At 42.0% G+C, this 20,498-nt stretch carries 20 protein-coding genes; 16 read left to right on the forward strand and 4 right to left on the reverse strand.

Translation table 11 applies throughout. The features are described from left to right. The first annotated feature begins 133 nt into the window (after positions 1-133). The 3 genes from NSS78_RS05450 to NSS78_RS05460 all read left to right on the forward strand — a co-directional run bounded on the left by NSS78_RS05450 (position 134) and on the right by NSS78_RS05460 (position 3,838). Positions 134-982 (forward strand): S1 RNA-binding domain-containing protein, encoded by an 849-nt coding sequence (locus NSS78_RS05450; protein WP_003212403.1) that lies wholly within the window; start codon positions 134-136, stop codon positions 980-982. Positions 983-1,214: 232 nt separating this feature from the next. Then, the gene (locus tag NSS78_RS05455; protein ID WP_050945472.1) at positions 1,215-2,192 is read left to right on the forward strand and encodes a BMP family ABC transporter substrate-binding protein; all 978 of its coding nucleotides are present in this window, start codon (positions 1,215-1,217) and stop codon (positions 2,190-2,192) included. Then, on the forward strand, positions 2,189-3,838 hold the full coding sequence (locus NSS78_RS05460; protein ID WP_327840138.1) for a methyl-accepting chemotaxis protein: 1,650 nt from the start codon (positions 2,189-2,191) through the stop codon (positions 3,836-3,838). Before NSS78_RS05455 ends, NSS78_RS05460 begins: the two co-directional genes overlap by 4 nt. A gap of 48 nt (positions 3,839-3,886) precedes the next feature. Here the strand turns inward: NSS78_RS05460 and NSS78_RS05465 are convergent, their stop codons facing one another. Further along, the gene (locus NSS78_RS05465; protein ID WP_268458889.1) at positions 3,887-4,744 is read right to left on the reverse strand and encodes a DegV family protein; all 858 of its coding nucleotides are present in this window, start codon (positions 4,742-4,744) and stop codon (positions 3,887-3,889) included. Between the two features lie 140 nt (positions 4,745-4,884). Between NSS78_RS05465 and NSS78_RS05470 the strand changes: the two genes are divergently transcribed. Together NSS78_RS05470 and NSS78_RS05475 are read left to right on the forward strand one after the other, a co-directional pair. Continuing rightward, entirely contained in the window at positions 4,885-5,727 is an 843-nt protein-coding gene (locus tag NSS78_RS05470; RefSeq protein ID WP_003211320.1) for a YitT family protein, read from the forward strand. 14 nt (positions 5,728-5,741) lie between these two features. Further along, a complete protein-coding gene (locus NSS78_RS05475) occupies positions 5,742-6,197 on the forward strand; it encodes a BsuPI-related putative proteinase inhibitor (protein WP_251190996.1) in 456 nt (151 codons plus the stop codon). A 62-nt stretch (positions 6,198-6,259) separates the two neighbouring features. On the opposite strand, the gene NSS78_RS05480 is transcribed toward NSS78_RS05475, so the two are convergent. The 3 genes from NSS78_RS05480 to NSS78_RS05490 all read right to left on the reverse strand — a co-directional run bounded on the left by NSS78_RS05480 (position 6,260) and on the right by NSS78_RS05490 (position 7,501). Further along, a complete protein-coding gene (locus NSS78_RS05480; protein WP_024425070.1) occupies positions 6,260-6,451 on the reverse strand; it encodes a DUF3813 domain-containing protein in 192 nt (63 codons plus the stop codon). Next, entirely contained in the window at positions 6,448-6,600 is a 153-nt protein-coding gene (locus NSS78_RS05485) for a hypothetical protein (RefSeq protein WP_008348539.1), read from the reverse strand. Before NSS78_RS05485 ends, NSS78_RS05480 begins: the two co-directional genes overlap by 4 nt. Before the next feature lie 88 nt (positions 6,601-6,688). Then, on the reverse strand, positions 6,689-7,501 hold the full coding sequence (locus NSS78_RS05490) for a Cof-type HAD-IIB family hydrolase (RefSeq protein ID WP_050945320.1): 813 nt from the start codon (positions 7,499-7,501) through the stop codon (positions 6,689-6,691). A gap of 136 nt (positions 7,502-7,637) precedes the next feature. Here NSS78_RS05490 and NSS78_RS05495 point away from each other — a divergent pair, with 136 nt between their 5' ends. The 11 genes from NSS78_RS05495 to argF all read left to right on the forward strand — a co-directional run bounded on the left by NSS78_RS05495 (position 7,638) and on the right by argF (position 20,396). Then, positions 7,638-8,423 carry a prolyl oligopeptidase family serine peptidase gene (locus tag NSS78_RS05495; protein WP_137054797.1) on the forward strand — a complete coding sequence of 262 codons (786 nt, stop codon included), beginning with the start codon at positions 7,638-7,640 and terminating at the stop codon, positions 8,421-8,423. A gap of 45 nt (positions 8,424-8,468) precedes the next feature. Then, positions 8,469-8,777, forward strand: coding sequence for a metal-sulfur cluster assembly factor (locus NSS78_RS05500; protein ID WP_003211530.1), 309 nt, complete (start codon positions 8,469-8,471; stop codon positions 8,775-8,777). Positions 8,778-8,899: 122 nt separating this feature from the next. Next, positions 8,900-10,345, forward strand: a complete 1,446-nt coding sequence (locus NSS78_RS05505; RefSeq protein ID WP_137054796.1) for an FAD-binding oxidoreductase — start codon at positions 8,900-8,902, stop codon at positions 10,343-10,345. Beyond that, positions 10,342-10,890 (forward strand): MFS transporter, encoded by a 549-nt coding sequence (locus tag NSS78_RS05510; protein ID WP_003211053.1) that lies wholly within the window; start codon positions 10,342-10,344, stop codon positions 10,888-10,890. Before NSS78_RS05505 ends, NSS78_RS05510 begins: the two co-directional genes overlap by 4 nt. Positions 10,891-11,027: 137 nt before the next feature. After that, positions 11,028-12,065, forward strand: a complete 1,038-nt coding sequence (gene argC, locus NSS78_RS05515) for an N-acetyl-gamma-glutamyl-phosphate reductase (protein WP_170965995.1) — start codon at positions 11,028-11,030, stop codon at positions 12,063-12,065. Positions 12,066-12,085: 20 nt separating this feature from the next. After that, the gene (gene argJ / locus NSS78_RS05520) at positions 12,086-13,306 is read left to right on the forward strand and encodes a bifunctional ornithine acetyltransferase/N-acetylglutamate synthase (protein ID WP_113386935.1); all 1,221 of its coding nucleotides are present in this window, start codon (positions 12,086-12,088) and stop codon (positions 13,304-13,306) included. A gap of 14 nt (positions 13,307-13,320) precedes the next feature. Continuing rightward, on the forward strand, positions 13,321-14,097 hold the full coding sequence (gene argB, locus NSS78_RS05525) for an acetylglutamate kinase (RefSeq protein ID WP_113386936.1): 777 nt from the start codon (positions 13,321-13,323) through the stop codon (positions 14,095-14,097). Further along, entirely contained in the window at positions 14,094-15,245 is a 1,152-nt protein-coding gene (locus NSS78_RS05530) for an acetylornithine transaminase (RefSeq protein ID WP_137054794.1), read from the forward strand. Before argB ends, NSS78_RS05530 begins: the two co-directional genes overlap by 4 nt. Before the next feature lie 69 nt (positions 15,246-15,314). After that, on the forward strand, positions 15,315-16,376 hold the full coding sequence (locus tag NSS78_RS05535) for a carbamoyl phosphate synthase small subunit (protein ID WP_137054793.1): 1,062 nt from the start codon (positions 15,315-15,317) through the stop codon (positions 16,374-16,376). Next, positions 16,369-19,449 (forward strand): carbamoyl phosphate synthase large subunit, encoded by a 3,081-nt coding sequence (locus NSS78_RS05540; protein WP_137054792.1) that lies wholly within the window; start codon positions 16,369-16,371, stop codon positions 19,447-19,449. The genes NSS78_RS05535 and NSS78_RS05540 overlap by 8 nt, the downstream gene beginning before the upstream one ends. After that, positions 19,446-20,396: an ornithine carbamoyltransferase gene (gene argF / locus NSS78_RS05545; protein WP_327840125.1), complete on the forward strand. Its 951-nt coding sequence runs from the start codon at positions 19,446-19,448 to the stop codon at positions 20,394-20,396. Before NSS78_RS05540 ends, argF begins: the two co-directional genes overlap by 4 nt. Positions 20,397-20,498: the final 102 nt, after the last annotated feature.

The raw sequence follows: 20,498 nt of genomic DNA on the forward strand, positions 1-20,498 counted from the left end.
TATAAATCGCGTTCGGTTTGACCACTTTAGCTAACAGAACTAGAGATGTTCATGTGAGGAGAAGTATAGTAGAATAAAGTGAATCAAAAGATGAACGAACGCTCTTTTATGAGCAGATAGGAAGGAAGAGAACATGAGACCAGGTGAGCAACTGACCTTGCAAATAGAGAACGAGATGGAATACGGTTACTTTTTGACAGATGGTGAAGATTCTGTCCTCTTGCACCGCAGTGAAATGACAGAAGATATTGGTGACCAAGATGAAGTAGAGGTCTACTTATACGTAGATCATGAAGAAAGACTAGCTGCGACGATGAAAATACCGACAATCAATGCGCATACATATGGCTGGGTAGAAGTCGTAGACGTCCTAGAAGACATGGGCGCATTTGTGGATGTTGGGCTTTCAAAGGATGCACTTGTTGCAACAGAACATCTACCGCCTTTTGAGGAAGCATGGCCGAAAAAAGGAGACAAACTTTACTGTATGCTGAAAGTCACAAGCTACGGCAGAATGTTCGCAAAGCCAGCCACTGAAGATGTGATCAGTGAATTGTTTACCGAGGCACCCGAAACCTTAATGAACAAAGAAATCACTGGTACGATTTATCGCTTAATTGCGACAGGCTCGTTTATGCTGACAGATACAGGCGTGCGAGGGTTTATCCACCGCACGGAACGAAAGGAAGAACCAAGATTAGGATCGACCGTGACAGGACGCGTCATTGCAGTGAAAGAGGATGGGACCGTGAACGTTTCTCTGCTCCCTAGAAAACAGGAAGCGTTATCTGTCGATGCAGAAGAAATTTTAACCTATATGAGAACGAGAAATGGTGCCATGCCTTATGGAGACAAAAGTGATCCAGAAGACATCCGTGAACGATTCCAAATGAGCAAGGCAGCCTTTAAACGAGCATTAGGTCATTTGATGAAAAACGGCCTAGTCTACCAAAAAGAGGGCTGGACATACGAGAAAAAATGAGCAGCGTGAAAGAGAACCCTAACCTCATGGGTTTTCATATCACACTGAAATGAAGAAAAAGGGATAAAATCATCATGGTTTTATCCCTTTTTTTATATTTGTGATAAATAATGGGTTTTTTTAGTGAAAAAAGTCATGAAAAAAGCTGAAAAACCTTCACTTAATCATTGAAACAACGCCTCTCAAATCCGATAAGAAAGGAGTAAGGATGACAAAAGGAGTGTGTGTTTGGATGAAAGTGAAAATTTCATTGCTTCTGTTGGTAGCCGTGCTTATGGTGCTCACCGCATGCAGCAATCAACAAGGGGAACCACCAGCATCAAATGCGAAGCATATTGGCGTTATGCTCACAGATGATGGTCTTGGTGATCAATCATTTAACGATTCATCGTTTAAAGGATTAGAAAAAGCACGTGATGACCTAGGTATTGAATTTGATTATAGAGAAATTGCAGAAACCGATACATATGAAAAAGGACTGACCGAGCTTGTAAAAGCTGGCAATGATCTCGTCATCGGGGTAGGCTTTAGTATGCAAGAAGACTTAGAAAAAGTCGCAAAGAAATATCCGAAGAAGCACTTTTTGCTCATCGATGCCGTATCTGAGCTGAAAAATGTGACCTCCGTGACGTTTAAAGAAGAGCAAGGCAGCTATTTAGCGGGCGCACTTGCTGCAATGACAACGAAAAGTGATGTCATTGGATTTGTTGGCGGTGTCGATGCGGAGTTGATCCATCGTTTTGAAAAAGGGTTCCAAAAAGGCGCCAAATCAGTGAATCCGAACATCAAGATCTTATCCACCTATGCTAATACGTTTAGTGATGCGGACAAAGGCAGTAAAATAGCCAAAGGCATGATCAAAAAGAAAGCAGACGTTTTATATGCCGCAGCTGGCTATACAGGTGTCGGTGTATTAAAAGAAGCGCAAGCGCAGGGCAAATATGCCATTGGTGTAGATAGTGATCAGTACTACACCGCTGAAAAAGCGGTGATTTCGTCCATGGTAAAAAAAGTCGATGAAGTGGTCTATCAATTCAGCGAACAGCTCGTCAAGAGCAATCAAATCAAAAATGGGCATGTTATTTACGACTTAAACAATGACGGAATCGATATGGCAAGAATTCGGGTGCTCAAAGATGCTGAAACATTGACCAAAAAAGTAAATGAACTGAAGCAGAAATTGCTAAAAGATGAGGGGGACGCATCATGAGCTTGCGCATCAAAATTTTACTCAACTCACTCGTCTCACTTCTTTTAGCAGTTGGCGTCATCGCCTTTATCATTGTCAGTATGACAAAGATCCAATCATCGAATGAAACAGAAGTTCAAGCCTTATTAAATGTTCAAAAAACGAAGGCAAGCTTTGAAAGCGTCGAACAAACCATGACCAATTATTCAATGACCCTTTCTGATGAACAGCTAGAGGTTGTTCAAACCGGTATTTCTACAGCAAAAAAACAGCTGCAAACGTTAAACAAACACGCAGGAAATATAAATAAAGATGAATTAACAAGGTTAAATGCAAAATATAACACGTGGACCAAGGAAGCAAATAATGCCATTGGTGAAAAAAATGCATCGGATGCAAGACGGGTCGCTGCAAGAATTGATGGTGTTTTAAACGACATCCATACAATGAATAAAAGAGCAGAAGAAGCATATAAACAAAATCTAGAGAATACAGCGGATAATGTGCAATGGATCATCACAAGTGCACTCGTCGCAGCCCTCACACTGATTGTCATTGCTGTCTTTTTAAATATTGGATTAACAAGATCCATCGTGACACCGATTAAATCACTTTCCTACCGAGCGAAGCAGATCGCAGAAGGCAACCTTGCTGTCGAGCGAATGGACATTCAGCGTAAGGATGAAATCGGCGGCTTGAATGAATCCTTTAATCAAATGACAGATCAACTGATTAGTTTGATTAAAGAAATCAGTAATGTCTCAAGTCAAGTAGAGACATTCTCGATCCAATTAGATGATGAAAACAAAAAGCTGATGGAATCTGCAAATCAAGTATCTGTCTCGACAGACGAAATGGCAAATGGGTCACAGGCCATTTCAGAGGATCTCCAGCATGGCGTTAGCTTGATTGAAAAGATGGATCAGCATGGACGTAAAAATTCCGAACGTTCACAAACAGTCATCCAAAGTACAGGGGATGCGATAGAAGCAGTGGAAAGTGGAAAGCACACGTTAACAGAAACCAAAACGGCGATTGAAAAAAATACACATGCCACAAGGCAAATCGAGCAGTCGGCAGGAGAATTCACGCAATATGCTAGCGGGATCTCGGCTATGGCCAAAACAGTTTCTGACATTGCGGATCAAACAAACTTACTTTCGCTAAATGCAGCGATTGAAGCGGCAAGAGCAGGTGAGGCTGGAAAAGGCTTTGCCGTTGTAGCAGATGAAATTCGTAAGCTAGCCGACGAATCATCTAACGCTACAAGACAAATCTTTGATATGGTCAGTCATATTGAAAGAGGCATTCAATCCATTAGTCAAACTGTCAAAGAAGGAGTCAAGCTTTCACTTCAACAGCAGGATGCGATGGACAAAACCTCGCACTCCTTTGAAGATATAGAAACAAAAGCGCAGCACATTAAACGAGAAATGGCGGTCTTAAATGACCAAATTGTTCAATCAACAGAGCTTGGCGGACAAGTACTCAACTCGATTGAAAATATTAGTGCGGTTGTAGAAGAAACAGCAGCTGGCAGTGAAGAAATTTCTGCCTCGGCCAATGAACAGCTGCAATCTTTCCATCAAATGAACAAACAGGTAGAAGAACTGATGAGTATGACGGCAAGGTTAAATGAAACCGTCCACCGTTTTAAACTTTCATAAGTCATAAGAAAAGCACCCTTCCCGTGATGTGTCAGGGAAGGGTGCTTTTTATGATGGTTTGCCTGTAAAGAAGATGGCAAGCGTACCTGGGCCTGAATGGGACCCAACAGCTGCGCCGACAATCTGAATATCAATTTCTTTTGGATGAAATTCGGCTTCAATCAATTGTCTCATGTCTTCTGCAAGTGCAGGATCATCACCATGACTAATGCCAACAGTTTGATTTGACCAATCCGTTCCACGTTCTTTCATCAGTTCTATAATGCGTTTCAACAGCTTTTTACGTCCGCGGATTTTCTCAAGGGGGATGAGCTTTCCATCCTCGACGTGTAAAATGGGCTTAATACTCAATAAACCGCCAACAAATGCGGACGCTTTACTAATTCTTCCGCCTCTTGCTAAATACGATAAATCGTCTACAGTAAAAATATGTTGTAAAGATTCGCAAAAATGCTTTACAGACGTTTCAATTTCTTGTATTGTATTTCCGTCAATGGCAAGTGATTGAGCGTGTTTGACAGCAAGCCCATAGCCGAGTGAAGCACATTTAGAATCAATGATTCGTAAATCAAAATCAGGGTATTCTTCCTTCACTTCGTTTGCCATCATCACAGCGGTTTGATATGTACCAGAAAGCTCTGATGAAAAGGCAACATAGATTGCAGATGTATGGGTTTGTGCGAGAGAAACAAAGGCTTCTTTGATTCGGTTTGGTGAAGCTTGTGACGTTTTTGGGCTAGCGCCTTGTCTCATCGCATCAAATACTTGTTTTGGTTCAATGGTGACCAAATCTTCAAATTCCTCTTCGCCAAGCAATACACGGAGCGGAATAACCGTCATGTTATGTTCATCATAATAAGAAAGAGGCAGATCAGCAGCACTGTCTGCTATGATATGAACAGTCATCAAAATCCCTTCTTTCTAAAAAAATCAGCCATATTTTACAACTTTTTAGCCTAACTATATCACAGAAATCAACTTTTCGTGTTCAAATTCTAAATTTTAGGGAAAACCATAGAGAGAATGGTAAGTGGAGGAATGACAATATGTTCATCGGAGAAGCAAAAAAACTCATTGTCGTCGTCATTGGTGCACTGCTCAATGCGATTGGACTAAATTTATTCTTAATTCCAGCTGATGTATACGCGAGTGGGTTTACAGGGGTAGCCCAGCTGTTATCTAGCTTAATGGATCAATATGCGCCATTTTATGTATCCACAGGGATTCTATTATTTATTTTAAATATTCCAGTCGGCATTTTAGGGTGGATGAAAGTGGGCCGTTCCTTTACGTTTTACAGCATCATCAGTGTGGCCCTGACGACCATTTTCCTCGGCATCTTACCAGAAACGAGTGTTTCACATGATATTTTACTAAATGCTGTGTTTGGCGGCGTGATATCAGCAGTAGGGATTGGGATCACGCTCAAATTTGGGGCATCGACAGGCGGACTCGACATCATAGCCATGATCTTAGCGAAGTGGAAGGATAAACCAGTCGGTACGTATTTCTTCATTTTAAATGGTATCATCATTTTTACAGCAGGATTATTACAAGGTTGGGAGAAAGCATTATATACCCTTGTCACACTGTATGTGACCACAAGGGTCATTGATGCCATCCATACAAGACATGAGAAGCTGACCGCGATGATTGTGACGAAAAAGGCTGATGAAATCAAGGAAGCCATTTATGGAAAAATGGTCAGAGGTATTACGACTGTACCTGCAAAGGGAGCTTTTACCAATGAGCCAAAAGAAATGATGGTGATCGTCATTACAAGGTATGAGCTGTATGAACTTGAACAAATTATTAAAGAAGTCGATCCAAAAGCCTTTACAAATATTGTGCAAACAACTAATATTCTTGGATTTTTCAGACGAGATTAAAAGGTGGGTAGCGAATGAAAAAAGGGTTGGTGCTTCTTCTCGTTGTATTGATTTTAACCGCTTGTGGACAACAAAAAAAGGATGAACCAAACAAGGAGGTATCAGGTCAAATGGGAGAAAAAACGGTTGTACTCACAGTAGACCCCGTCCAGAAAGGTTCTTCGGTTCAATTTAACATGTCACTGAAAAATGAATCAGATCGAGATATTGAATTTACCTTTAACACAAGCCAGAAATTCGAACTCAGTGTGTATGATGAAAACGGAAATGAACAATACCGCTACTCAAAAGACCGTATGTTCACTCAGGCCATCCAATCATTTGTACTAAAGAAAGGCGAAGCCTATGATTTTCAAGATACGTGGTCAAATGGTGTCAAGCCGGGAACGTATGAAGCGGTCGTCACATTTAAAGGAAGAGCAGAAGGGCTGAAGCAAATCACGGAAAAGAAAACGTTCCAAGTGAAATAAGTGCTTTCAGCTTCATGAGAATCAGAAAAAGCTGTCCAATGGTGTGGACAGCTTCTTTTATGTTAGAGATCATCGAGCAAGTCTTGGAAGGTATGCAGCTGGTTTCTTTCTGCATCTGTCGAATTGGCAAATGCAGATGATACGGCATTTTTGGCTCGTTTGACCGCCTGTTGACGCTCTAACCCAGATGAAAATGAAGAAGTAAGGGCTTCTTCAGTAAATGATTTGGCTTGATCAAAAAGTTCGTTTCTCACAATGAACCTCCAGAAGCATCAGTCTTCATGTTTCCCCTGTCCTCCGCAGCTTCTTCAAGCGTAGAACGATAAGGAAAACGTGCATCATGCAGACTGACTGAATCTTTACCTTGTTGTATAAAGCGTTTCGATTTGCTTCTTTTACCCATTCGGAATCCGCCCCTTTACACAAGCTGACAGGACAACCTGTCTAAAGGTAGTATGCCCGCTTCCATCTGCTATGTATGAATGGAAAAATTAAAGCGAGAAGTAATTCGTTAGAAACTTTGCAATCCCATCTTGTTCGTTTGTATCAGTGACTTCATTTGAAATACGTTTCACAGCATCAATTCCGTTGCCCATAGCCACACCGCATCCAGCAAATTCAAGCATTTCTAAATCATTGTCTTCATCTCCGAATGCCACAATCCGCTCCTGTGGAACGCCGTAATAATCACTGATCTTTTGCAGTCCAACGGCCTTGTTCATGCCTGTTTTAATGATCTCAATCACGTGCCACGGAGCAGCCCATCGCCTATGATCAATCACTTCTGCATGAACATCTGATAAATAGCTTCGAATGGCTCCAACGTCCTCTTCTTTTGCGTGAATTAACACGCTCGTCACATTCTCTCCAAGGTTGTCTCTAAGGTCTCCAACAGTAACTTTATTTGCATTCATATTAAATATATCAATGAGCTTCTCATCATGATAATGGAAATACAAATCGTCTAACACTTCAGCTAGCACATTGTGTACTTTATACTCCTCACTAATGTCTACAAGCTGTTTAACGACTTGAAGATCAAGTGACGTATGAAATCTTCCCCATTTTTCATCAAGAGGATGATGGACAAACGCTCCATTAAAATTCACAATGGGTGAATCAAGCTGTAATTGCTGATAATAAGGAGAGCTGGAACGAAATGGCCGTCCGGTCGAAATACAGACATGATGCCCGCTGTCTTTCACTTTTTGAATGACGTCAAGTGTGTGTGTAGAGATGGTTTTATCATCTTTTAATAACGTGCCATCCAGGTCAAGTGCGATTAGATAAGGTTTAGTCTCCATAAAATCTCCTTTGATCTGTAAGTGATAGGAGGCAGTTCTTGCGGCGCCTCTACCTATAGTGTATCTTTATCACATCTTTGTTGTCTACATGTTAAAATAAACAAAGACGGGAATGATAAAGGAGGATTCATAGGCTGTGATCACCATTGATGAGCAAATTGCGCGCGATATTCCATTTTTACATATCGTAAAAGCTGAAAATAAAAACAAACCGCTGCCGCTTGTATTTTTTATACACGGATTTACAAGTGCACGCGAGCACAACTTACACTTCGCCTTTCATTTGGCGGAAAAAGGCATGAGAGTGATTTTGCCTGACTGTGCTTATCATGGTGTAAGATCAGAAAACCTCAGCTTAGAGGAACTGGCGTCAAGGTTCTGGGAAATTGTCCTGAACGAAATACGTGAAATCGATATACTCAAAACATATTTTCAAGAAAAACAATTGATTGAAGCCGATCTGATCGGTGTTGCAGGTACTTCCATGGGCGGCATCACGACCTTTGGTGCACTCGCCAAGCATGATTGGATTAAAGCGGCAGTTAGCTTGATGGGCAGTCCGAAATATACGACATTCCTACAAGCACAAATCATGAACATGCGGAACAAAGGGTTGATGAAAGAAATTACAGACGAAGAGGTTCATCAGCAATTAGACGCGCTGCGTCCTTATGATTTAACGCTGCAAACAGATCGATTAAACAAAAGACCGCTGTTATTCTGGCATGCAGAAAACGATCCAGTTGTCCCTTATCGGCATGCAAAAGCTCTTTATGACGAGTTAGTAGCAACCCAATATAAAGAAGATCCGCACCTGATTCGTTTTATTACAGATGGACAAGCTGGCCATAAGGTCTCAAGACAGGCAATGTTTGAAACGATTGACTGGTTTGTGACACATCTGAAAAGCACAAACGTTTAGTCAAAAGAAAAAGTACGTTATACTAATGGAAAAGGAGTGGATATCATGGATGAAGCATTGAAAGAAAATATTTTAGGCGCCCTAGAACAGGTGATTGACCCTGAGCTGAATGTCGACATCGTCAACCTTGGACTTGTCTATGATGTCGATCTTGATGAGAATGGAAAAGCGGATATCACGATGACCTTAACATCAATGGGATGTCCCCTTGCACCAGTTATCGTGGATGAAGTGAAAAAAGCATTAAGTGATCTTCCAGAAGTGAAAGAAACAGAAGTTCACATCGTATGGAATCCGCCTTGGACACGAGACAAAATGTCAAGATACGCAAAAATCGCGCTCGGTATTCAATAAGCACAAATGAAAATGCCTGGTATGAGGAACACTCGTACCGGGTTTTTTTATGAAAAATTAAGGTGGGGGGAGAGTATGGTTTGATATAATGAATGTAATTTTTATAGAACGGAGTACCTATAATGAAACGAAAATGGTTGTGGATCGTTCTTTTGATGGGATATGCTGCTGCATTTTTTACATCAATCACCATTCGTGAGGAGCAAGCACACAAAAAACAAGACCTTGAGGCATTTACAGATGTCAGTCATCTCATGCCTGTTAAAATAAAAAAAGTCGTTCAAGGTAAAGAAATAGACACTTTAAAAGAAGTAGTAGAAGAAGCGAAAGCAAAAAAACTACCGATATCCATTGCCGGCAAACAGCATAGCATGGGCGGCCACACGTATTATGAAAATGGCATCGTGCTCGATATGACAGAATTCCGCCAAATTTTAGCATTTGATAAAAAAAAGAAAACCATCCGTGTCCAAAGCGGCGCTACATGGGATGATATACAAAGATATGTCAACCCATATGGTCTTGCAGTGAAGGTCATGCAATCACAGAACATCTTTACGATTGGCGGTTCTCTCAGTGCAAACGCACATGGACGTGACATTCGCTACGGCTCACTCATTGACACCGTTCGTTCCTTCAGACTGTTAAAAGCAGATGGTGAGATTGTCACAGTGAAGCCAGGCGATGATTTATTTACTGCCGTTATTGGAGGGTACGGCTTGTTCGGAGTCATTTTAGATGTTGAACTTTCCTTAACAAAGGATGAATTATATAAAATGGAGACAACCTCTCTAAATTACGATGAATACACTGATTATTTTCAAAAACATGTCAAACAAAATAAACAAGTACGCATGCATCTTGCCAGAATCTCAACATCGAAAACCAACTTTTTGAAAGAGATGTATGTAACGAATTATTCCCTCACTTCACAACAAGAGATCGAATCATATCAAGAGCTGAAAGAGGATCAACTCGTTATGCCACTCAAATTTATGCTCGGTCTTTCAAGAAGGTTTGATATGGGGAAAGATCTGCTATGGCATTTGCAAAAGAAGTATTTCCAAAGTCAAAATGATCAGCTGATCACAAGAAATAATGTGATGCGCTCAGATTCTGCTTTTTTAGACTATGAGAATGAGTCAGACACAGATGTACTGCAGGAATATTTCGTCCCAGTGGATCGCTTTCGTGCGTATATCGATGAAATGAGACACTTTTTACAACAGGAAGATTTGAATTTAATGAACATCACGATCCGCTACGTACAAAAAAATGAAAAAGCGGATCTCTCATATGCGAAAGAAGATATGTTTGCCCTTGTTCTTTTAGTGAATTATGGTTTTAAGAAAGAAGAGAAGGCAGAAGCAGAGCGGATCATCCGGCAAATGACAGATATCACGCTACGGCACCATGGAAGCTATTACTTACCGTACATGCCTTATCAAACGAAGGTACAAATGAAACAGGCGTATCCTAAAACGGATGTGTTCTTCCAAAAGAAAAAGCAAGCAGATCCGGACGGCAGGTTTATCAATTACTTTTATGAAAGGTACAATACACAATGAATGCAAAAGCAATGAAATGGTTCGTCTACTCACAAAGTCTGCTGTTTTTCGCCAGCAGTTTGATTTTCCCTTTTTACATTCTTTTTATTAAAAATGTTGGATCAAGCTACTCTCAGTTTGGTCTTGCCTATGGCCTTTTTGGTTTAAGCGGAGCGTTTATTCATTTACTTTTAGGGAAACTGCCCGAAACAACCGATAGGCGGCTCTTTTTGATTATTCATTCGTTCGGTATGGCATTTCTTTTGCTGCTATTTCCGCATATAACAGAAGTCGCGCAAGTGTATATGATTCAGCTGGCACTTGGTGCACTAGGCGGCTTTCAAAAGCACGGGGAAAAACTCATCGTTACGGAACTGACAACAGAGAATAAAAGAATGAAGGAGGTCGGCCGCTATCATTTTTGGACAGCTCTTTTTTCATCGATAGCAATTATGCTTGGCGGCCTGTTTGCAGATTTCTTCACCGTTTACTTCATTTTTTATGCAAGCTCTATCATATATTTATGCAGTGCTCTCATGATCATCTTGATGAAATATGAAAGATAAATCCGCATATCTCACGTAGATATGTGGATTTTTTTATGAAAAAAAATGAAAAGAAATATTAAATATACAATTGAATTAATTTTTATACATGTTATAATGTTAAATAATTTCACAAAGATCAAGAGGGTGTATTGACGTTGAAAATAGGTATTATAGGTGCTACGGGATACGGTGGTGCGGAATTAGTTCGTATCTTCAAGCAACATCCACACGTGGATGAATGTATATTGTATTCATCGAGTGGTGATGGGCAATTATACAGTCAATCTTATCCGCATCTCACAACGATTACTGATCAAACATTAAAAGCCATTGATCCTGCTGCCATTGTGCGAGAAACAGATGCTGTGTTTTTAGCGACACCAGCAGGCGTATCAAGTGAACTCACACCGAAGCTCATGAACCAAGGAGTGCCTATCATTGATTTATCAGGTGATTTGCGCATTCAAGACGGTGCAACCTATGAAGCTTGGTATAAACGAAGGGCAGCTGATCAAGCATCTGTTCAACAAGCTGTGTACGGGTTATCTGAATTGAATCGTGAAACGATTGAGCAGGCTGAAGTTATTGCAAATCCAGGGTGCTTCCCTACCGCAGTTCTTCTCGGTTTAGCACCGCTGATGAAACAGAATCTAATCGATGAATCTATGATCATAATAGATGCAAAAACAGGAGTGTCCGGTGCAGGACGATCTGCCTCACTTGGAACGCATTTTTCAGAGCTAAACGACAACTTCAAAATTTATAAGGTAAATGAACATCAACATACACCTGAAATAGAGCAAATATTAAGAGAATGGAATCCGCACACGGCGAATATCACATTTTCAACGCACCTTGTCCCGATGACAAGGGGGATTATGGCGACGATGTATACTCAGCTGAAATCAGATACCACAAAAGAGGAATTGATGAAGCATATGAAAGGCTTTTATGAAGATTCCTATTTTGTCAGAGTGAGAGATCACGGGGTGTATCCGCAAACAAGGGAAGTATACGGCAGTAATTTCTGTGACATTGGCTTTCATTTAGATGAACGTACAGGCAGACTCACGATTGTGTCTGTGATCGACAATCTCATGAAGGGCGCAGCCGGCCAAGCGGTTCAAAACTTCAACATCATCAAAGGCTTAGATGAAGAGGCGGGCCTCACAATGACACCTCTCTATCCATAAGAACAGGGGAGACAACAAACATGATCGAATTGAATGAAAAAAGCATTGTTAAAATAGACGGTGACGTATCATCACCAAAAGGCTTTGAAGCAAAGGGGATTCATATTGGATTACGTTATTCAAAAAAAGACCTCGGACTGATCGTCAGTGAAGTGCCGGCAGCGAGTGCAGCGGTATACACACAAAGTCACTTTCAAGCTGCGCCTCTACAAGTCACTCAGAAAAGCTTAAAAAAGACAGGGCAATTAAAAGGGGTCATTGTCAATAGTGCCATCGCCAATGCATGTACCGGTGAGCAAGGTTTAAAGGACGCATACGAAATGCAGGCAGCTTGCGCAAATATGTTAGGGGTAGAACCTGATTACATTGCTGTTTCTTCTACTGGTGTCATTGGAGAGTGTCTGGATATGGATAAAATCAAAAAAGGCATCACTCAGCTGAAAGAAGCAAAAGCAGGAAATGGTCATTTTGAAGAGGCAATCTTAACGACAGATACAGTCATTAAAAACACAACATACACCCTGACGATAAACGGCAAAGAGATTCTCATTTCAGGTGCAGCGAAGGGCTCAGGTATGATTCATCCAAATATGGCAACAATGCTTGGCTTCGTGACAACGGATGCAAATGTCGAACAAGACGCTCTGCAAAATGCACTGCGTGATATTACCGATGTGACCTTTAATCAAATTACTGTTGACGGAGAAACATCGACAAACGATATGGTACTCGTGATGGCAAATGGCATGGCAGAAAATGATGTGCTAAATGAAGAGCATCCAGAATGGCCATTGTTCAAAGAAGGATTAAAGCTAGCTTGTGAGGATCTTGCCAAAGAGATTGCAAGAGACGGAGAAGGTGCAACGAAATTAATTGAAGCGCAAGTCGCTGGCGCTAAAAATCATTTAGAAGCCGGCATCATAGCGAAGAAAATCGTCGGTTCAAGCCTAGTGAAAACAGCCGTATACGGCACCGACGCCAACTGGGGGCGTATCATTGGAGCGATTGGCCATAGCGCAGCGTCCGTCACACCACAAGAGGTAGAAGTGTATTTAGGTGGACAATGTCTGTTTAAACATAATGAACCGCAGCCATTCTCAGAAGAGGAAGCAAAAGCGTATTTAGAGCAGGATGAGATCACGATTTTGATTCAAATGAATGAGGGGAATGGTCAGGCAGCGGCATGGGGCTGTGACCTTACCTATGATTATGTGAAAATTAACGCGAGCTATCGCACATAATGAAGGAGATAGACATGGATAAAACGATCGTATTCAAGTGTGGAGGCAGTGTCATTCGAGAACTTTCAGATACCTTTTATGAAAATGTCCGCTCACTTCAAGCTGCTGGATTTAAGCTGGCTATCGTCCATGGCGGAGGCCCTGAAATCACGAACATGATGCAAAAATTAGAAGTGGAAACAGAATTTGTTGACGGGCAGCGCAAAACAACGAAGCCAGTATTAGAGGTAGCGGAAATGGTCCTTTCAGGAACGGTCAATAAATACTTTGTATCAGAGCTCGCAAAGCATGGTATCTCATCTGTCGGCGTGTCTGGGAAAGATGGTCAGATGCTTGTCGCTGATTTTCTTAATCAAGACGTGTACGGGTACGTTGGTGAAATCAAAGAAGTGCATCCAGAGATGGCAGAAGCATTAATGGAAAAACAATTTATTCCTGTGATTGCACCACTGTCTATGACAGAGGAATGCCAAACGTTAAACGTAAACGCTGATTTAGCAGCATCAGCTGTCGCAGGAGCGATGAAAGCTGATAAGCTCATGTTTGTTACAGATGTGGAAGGCATTTTAAAAAATGGCGAGCTATTAGATGTCGTCACCGAACAAGAAGCTCTCACGCTCATTGATGAAGGCATTATTTCCGGGGGAATGATTCCAAAGGTGCAATCCGCTTTGAGTGCTTTATCAGGAGATGTGAATGAAGTCATGATCGTGAATGGCAAAGGCAGTATCTTTACAGGGGAAACCTTTAAAGGAACAAGAATTGTGAAGGAAAAGGAGGCGGTCCTGTGAGTCATCTCTTTCAAACTTATGGACGGTGGAATGTTGAAATTCAAGAGGCAGCAGGTTCTTGGGCAGTCGATACAAATGGGAAAAAATATTTAGACTTTATACAAGGCATTGCGGTCACAAATCTCGGTCACAATCACCCAAAGGTCAATCAAGCCATCAAGAAACAGCTTGATCACGTCTGGCATGTATCGAATCTATTTGAAAATGGACTGCAAGAAAAAGCAGCAGAAAAACTGGCTGCAAATAGTTCAGGTGATCTCGTGTTTTTCTGTAATAGCGGAGCTGAGGCAAATGAAGGTGCAATCAAATTAGCGCGTAAAGCAACAGGGAAAACAAATATCGTGACATTTTTGCACTCTTTTCATGGGCGCACGTATGCTGGTATGGCTGCTACAGGTCAAGATAAAATCAAAACGGGTTTTGGTCCCATGCTGGAAGGCTTTCATTATGTCCCGTTCAATGACCCAGACGCTATTGCTGCATGTGAAGTCGATGATGTGGCAGCGGTGATGCTTGAGGTTGTGCAAGGAGAAGGTGGCGTAAATCCAGCGACAACAGAATTTCTAGACGTTGTTCAAGCGTTTTGCCAAAAGCATGAAGCACTTCTGATCGTAGATGAGATTCAAACGGGTATTGGACGTACAGGAACAGCATTTGCATACGAACAGACGGGACTTGATCCTGATATTATCTCTTCTGCTAAAGGATTAGGAAATGGCTTCCCAGTCGGTGCAGTCATCGGGAAAAAGGCTTTAGGAGACGCATTCTCACCAGGTTCACATGGAACAACTTTTGGTGGCAACATGCTTGCCATGGCTGCTGTGAATGCAACACTCGATGTCATTTTCAAAGATGAGTTTCTGACAGAAGTCAAAGAAAAAGGCGCTTATCTGCTAGAAAAATTGCAAGATCTGAAACAACTGAATATCGTAAAAGAAGTACGCGGAAAAGGATTGATGGCAGGGGTTGAATGTCATCAGCCAGTCGGAGATTATATCACAGCTCTGAGAGAACAGGGGTTGCTAGTACTTCCAGCTGGTCCGAATGTGATTCGGTTATTGCCTCCGCTGAATGTAGAACAAGCAGAAATAGATCAAGCAATAGAAGCGATGACTCATGTTTTAGCAAATGAAACAGTGACGGTATAAATTTTTTTACACCAAAACGCATAAAAATTCATTTATATTACTAATTATTCAATTTGGGGTGACACAAGCATGAAAGGTTATTTAAATTTAGAAGATGGAGCCTCTTTTGAAGGAGAACTGACAGGAGAAGCTGGCATGACAGGTGAAGTGGTTTTCTTTACAGGGATGACAGGTTACCAAGAGGTGCTCACAGACCCTTCCTATAAGGGACAAATCATTGTTTTCACATATCCACTCATCGGAAATTACGGTATTAATCATGAAGACTTTGAGAGCAAAAAACCACAAGTGAAAGCTGTCGTTGTGTATGAAGCAGCGGATCATTTCTCTCACCATCTTGCAGCGGTTAGCTTAAAAGATTATTTACAGAAGTGGAACATTCCGCTTCTGACTCATACCGATACACGTGCAGTCGTGCAAAACATCCGGGCAAATGGGACGATGAACGCTGTGATCAGTGTAGACGAAAACGAAACACCGCCGGCCATGAAACAAGACAATGTGATCGCACAGGTGACAGACGATGAAATCTACACTCAAGGCAGCGGCGAGGAACATGTAGCGCTTATTGATTTTGGCTTTAAAAAATCAATAGCAGATTCGCTTGAAGCGCGCGGCTGTAAAGTAACCGTCATTCCGTACAAACAGCTGGAAAAGGTGTTTGAGATTAAGCCAGATGCGGTCCTGCTATCGAATGGACCTGGAGATCCCAAAACAATGAAGCCATATTTAAAAACCATTCATGACATCATGATGACCTTCCCGACACTTGGAATCTGCTTAGGTCATCAATTAATCGCTCTTGCACTTGGCGGGGATACGTATAAGCTTCCATTTGGCCACCGCGGGGCGAATCACCCTGTACAAGATACAGAATCCAAACGTGTTTTCATGACAAGTCAGAATCACAGCTATGTGGTGAATGAAAAAAGCATGAATGACAAAGAAGTGGAAGTGAAATTCCTTCATGTTAATGATGGATCTGTCGAAGGATTCATTCATAAAGAGAAGCTCATTATGTCAGTTCAATTTCATCCAGAAGCACACCCAGGTCCTGCTGAAAGTGAATGGGTATTCGATGATTTTATTGAGAAAGTGAAACAAGCAAGGAGAGAAGTTGCACATGCCTAAAGATCAAAGCATACAAACCATTCTAGTCATCGGGTCTGGTCCAATCATCATTGGTCAGGCAGCTGAATTTGATTACTCAGGAACACAAGGATGTATGGCCCTAAAAGAAGAGGGCTACAAAGTCATTTTAGTGAATAACAACCCAGCAACCATTATGACAGACGAATCATTTGCTGATGAAATCTATTTTGAACCGCTTTCAGTTGATTCAGTGACAAGAATCATCGAAAAGGAAAAACCAGATGGTCTTTTAGCCAACCTTGGCGGACAGACCGCTTTAAACCTTGCTGTCGAGCTCGAAAAAGCCGGTGTGCTGAAAAAGCACGGGGTAACCCTGCTCGGAACGTCAGTTGAAACAATTGAAAACGGTGAAGATCGAGAGAAATTCCGTGCTCTCATGAAGCAGTTGAACGAACCTGTGCCAGATAGTGAAATTGTGGATAATGCAAAGGATGCCCTTCAATTTGCAAAAGAAGTAGGTTTCCCAGTCATCCTAAGACCAGCATACACACTTGGCGGAAAGGGCGGCGGAATTGCTTTAACAGAAGAAGCGTTTAAACCGCTTATTGAAGGAGCCCTTTTAGCGAGCCCGATTCATCAGTGTTTAGTTGAAAAAAGCATTGCGGGCTTTAAAGAAGTCGAATATGAAGTCATGAGAGACCGTCAAAATACGTGTATTACGGTTTGTAATATGGAAAATATCGATCCAGTTGGTGTGCATACAGGAGATTCGATTGTCGTTGCACCTTCGCAAACATTAACAGACCAAGATTATCAAATGCTTCGTTCAGCAAGCCTGAAAATCATTTCAGCACTCGATGTAGTCGGGGGATGCAACATCCAATTTGCCCTTGATCCACTCAGTAAAGAATACTTTGTCATTGAGGTGAATCCGCGGGTTAGTCGTTCATCTGCTCTTGCCTCAAAAGCGACGGGCTATCCGATTGCTAAAATGGCAGCAAAGCTTGCGGTAGGCTATACACTAGACGAACTGAAAAACCCGCTCACAGGCACAACTTATGCTAGTTTTGAGCCGGCACTCGATTATGTCGTCGTGAAATTCCCGCGCTGGCCGTTTGATAAATTTAAACAGGCAGATCGGCAATTAGGTACAAAAATGAAGGCGACTGGCGAAGTCATGGCGATTGACCGTAATTTAGAGTCAGCCATCCAAAAAGCGGTCGCCTCTCTTGAAATCAAGACAAAGGGTTTCCACCTGCCAGAATTGAAAGACCAATCGACTGAACAACTATTTGAGCTTGTCAAAACACCAGACGATCGACGTTTCTTTGCTGTCATGGAACTTCTTTCAAGACAGGAAACGGTTGAAGCGATCCATCAAGCGACGAAAATCGATCTATTCTTCTTACATGTGTTCAGCAATATGATCACTCTCGAACAGGAATTGAAGAACCATGAGGGAACGCTCTCAAAAGACACCTTGAAAAAGGTAAAGGAAAAGGGCTTCCTTGATGAAACGATTGCTCTTCTAACAGGCAATAGTGAAGAGGCGATTAGACAGCTTCGTCAAGAATATGGCATTACGGCTTCATTTAAGATTGTCGACACATGTGCAGCGGAATTTGATGCAAAAACGAACTACTTCTATTCCACATACTTTGGCAAAAGTGATGGAGAGCATCAAGAGAAAACAAAACAGCGTGCACTCATCATTGGCTCTGGTCCAATTCGAATTGGGCAAGGAGTCGAGTTTGACTATAGTGCGGTGCATGGCGTTCTTACCCTGCAAAAGCTTGGCTTTGAAACGATCATGATGAACAACAATCCAGAGACGGTCAGTACGGATTATGAAATCGCAGATCGTTTATATTTTGAGCCCATTACATTAGAGCACATCTTAAACGTTGTGGAAGCAGAGCAAATTGATTTCGTCATCGTTCAATTTGGCGGACAGACTGCCATCAATGTAGCAGAAGGCTTAGAAAAAGCGGGCATTACGTTGTTAGGTACATCCTTCGACACGCTAGATGCGCTGGAAGATCGTGATCTGTTCTATCAGCTTCTTGATGAACTGAACCTACCTCATGCAAAAGGAAATACAGCTCATTCAAAAGAAGAAGCGCTCACGCATGCTAACAGCATCGGTTACCCTGTGTTAATTCGCCCATCGTATGTCATTGGCGGAATGGGAATGATTGTTGTCCAGTCAGAAGCGCATTTGACGTCACTACTTGATCAGCCAGATCATTTGCCGTATCCAATTTTAATTGATGAGTATGTCACTGGAAAAGAAGTTGAAGTGGATCTGATTTCTGACGGAAAAACGACCTTCATCCCAACGATCGTGGAGCATATTGAGAAAGCAGGCGTCCATTCAGGTGACAGCTTTGCCATCTTACCAAGTGTCTCCATCAGCGAGGACATCAAACAGCAGGTGCATATTGCGTCCGAACAAATAGCGAAGAAATTAGCGTTTAAGGGCATTATGAATATCCAATTTGTGATCAAAGGGGATCAGGCGCTTGTACTAGAGGTGAATCCGCGGGCGAGCCGGACCGTTCCAGTTGTCAGCAAGGTGATGGGCATTGACATGATTCCACTTGCGACTCAATTACTAGCTGGTGCAACGCTTGAAGAACTGAACCCAGTAACGAAAAACAAAGGGGGAACAGCGGTCAAATTCCCAGTCTTCTCATCACATGCCATTCAAGATATTGACTTAAAGCTGACACCTGAAATGAAAGCGACAGGAGAAGGAATGTGTGTAGGCAAAAACGCCGAAAGCGCCTTGAAAAAAGTGTTTGCGTCGATCTGGCATCAGAAAGGTAGCCTCTTTATAAAAGGCAGTGAACAATTGGTAGATGAAGCAAAACATGCAGGCTTTGACGTCTGGACGGACAGCTTTGACACTTGGCTGCAAAACGAAGATAAATCCCTTCATATCCATTTAGGCGAGGATGAAGAGGCAAAAGAGCAACGCGTAAAAGCACTCACACACGGCGTCCAAGTTCTAACCGAATATGAAACAGTTCAAGCATTCCTACAAGGAAAAAATGGAGATGTATCACCAGTATCGCTCCAAGAATTATACAAAAAGGAAGTGACGGCATGAGTCAAGTTGACGTGCAACCGACATTATACGGAAAAGACTTTTTATCATTAAAAAATTTCTCAATCAATGACATTGCTTATTTAATTGAAAAAGCGGAAGAAATGAAACAAAACCCATACCAAGATTTATTCAAAGGGAAAACGTTAGCGATGATCTTTGAAAAATCGTCAACTAGAACCCGCGTGTCGTTTGAAGCGGGAATGACGCAGCTGGGGGGACATGCGCTCTTCCTCAGCTCAAATGATTTGCAAATCGGCAGAGGAGAAACGATCAGTGATACAGCGCAGGTGCTGTCTGGCTATGTAGACGGCATTATGATTCGAACCTTTGAACATGGGAAGGTCGAGGAGTTGGCACAATACGCGTCCATTCCTGTCATCAATGGACTGACTGACTACTCCCATCCATGCCAGGCACTTGCTGATTTATTGACGATAAAAGAAGCAAAAGGAACATTAAAAGGAATCAAAGTCGCCTACATCGGTGACGGAAATAACGTGGCTCACTCCTTGATGGTTGGCTGTGCGCAGCTAGGCTGTGATATTGCAGTTGCATCACCAAAAGGCTATGAACCACTTCAAGAAGTAACAGACACAGCACGTGAATTTGCAAAACAATCAGGCGCAGAAGTCATCGTTACGACAGACCCTGTCGCTGCTGTCCAAAATGCAGATGTCATTTATTCCGATGTGTTTACAAGCATGGGGCAGGAAGCAGAAACAGAGAAACGCCTTGCTGAATTTAAAGAATATCAAGTCAATGACGAACTAATGCGTCATGCAGCAAAGGATTATATTTTCCTGCATTGTCTCCCAGCACACCGCGGAGAAGAAGTGATAGCAGACATTATTGATGGACCGCACTCAAAAGTATTTCAGCAGGCAGAAAACCGCCTGCATGTACAAAAAGCATTAATCAAAGAGCTCATGTATCAACAAACCAAATAAATGAAAAGCATCCCTGACTCGTAGGAGCAGGGACTTTTTGCATAAAGGATTGGAGAGGCAAGTCACGGGACATAATAACATCATCGAGAAAGGAGGATGGAA

The organism is Bacillus sp. FSL W8-0920 (assembly GCF_038593215.1).
Taxonomy (GTDB): domain Bacteria; phylum Bacillota; class Bacilli; order Bacillales; family Bacillaceae; genus Bacillus; species Bacillus pumilus.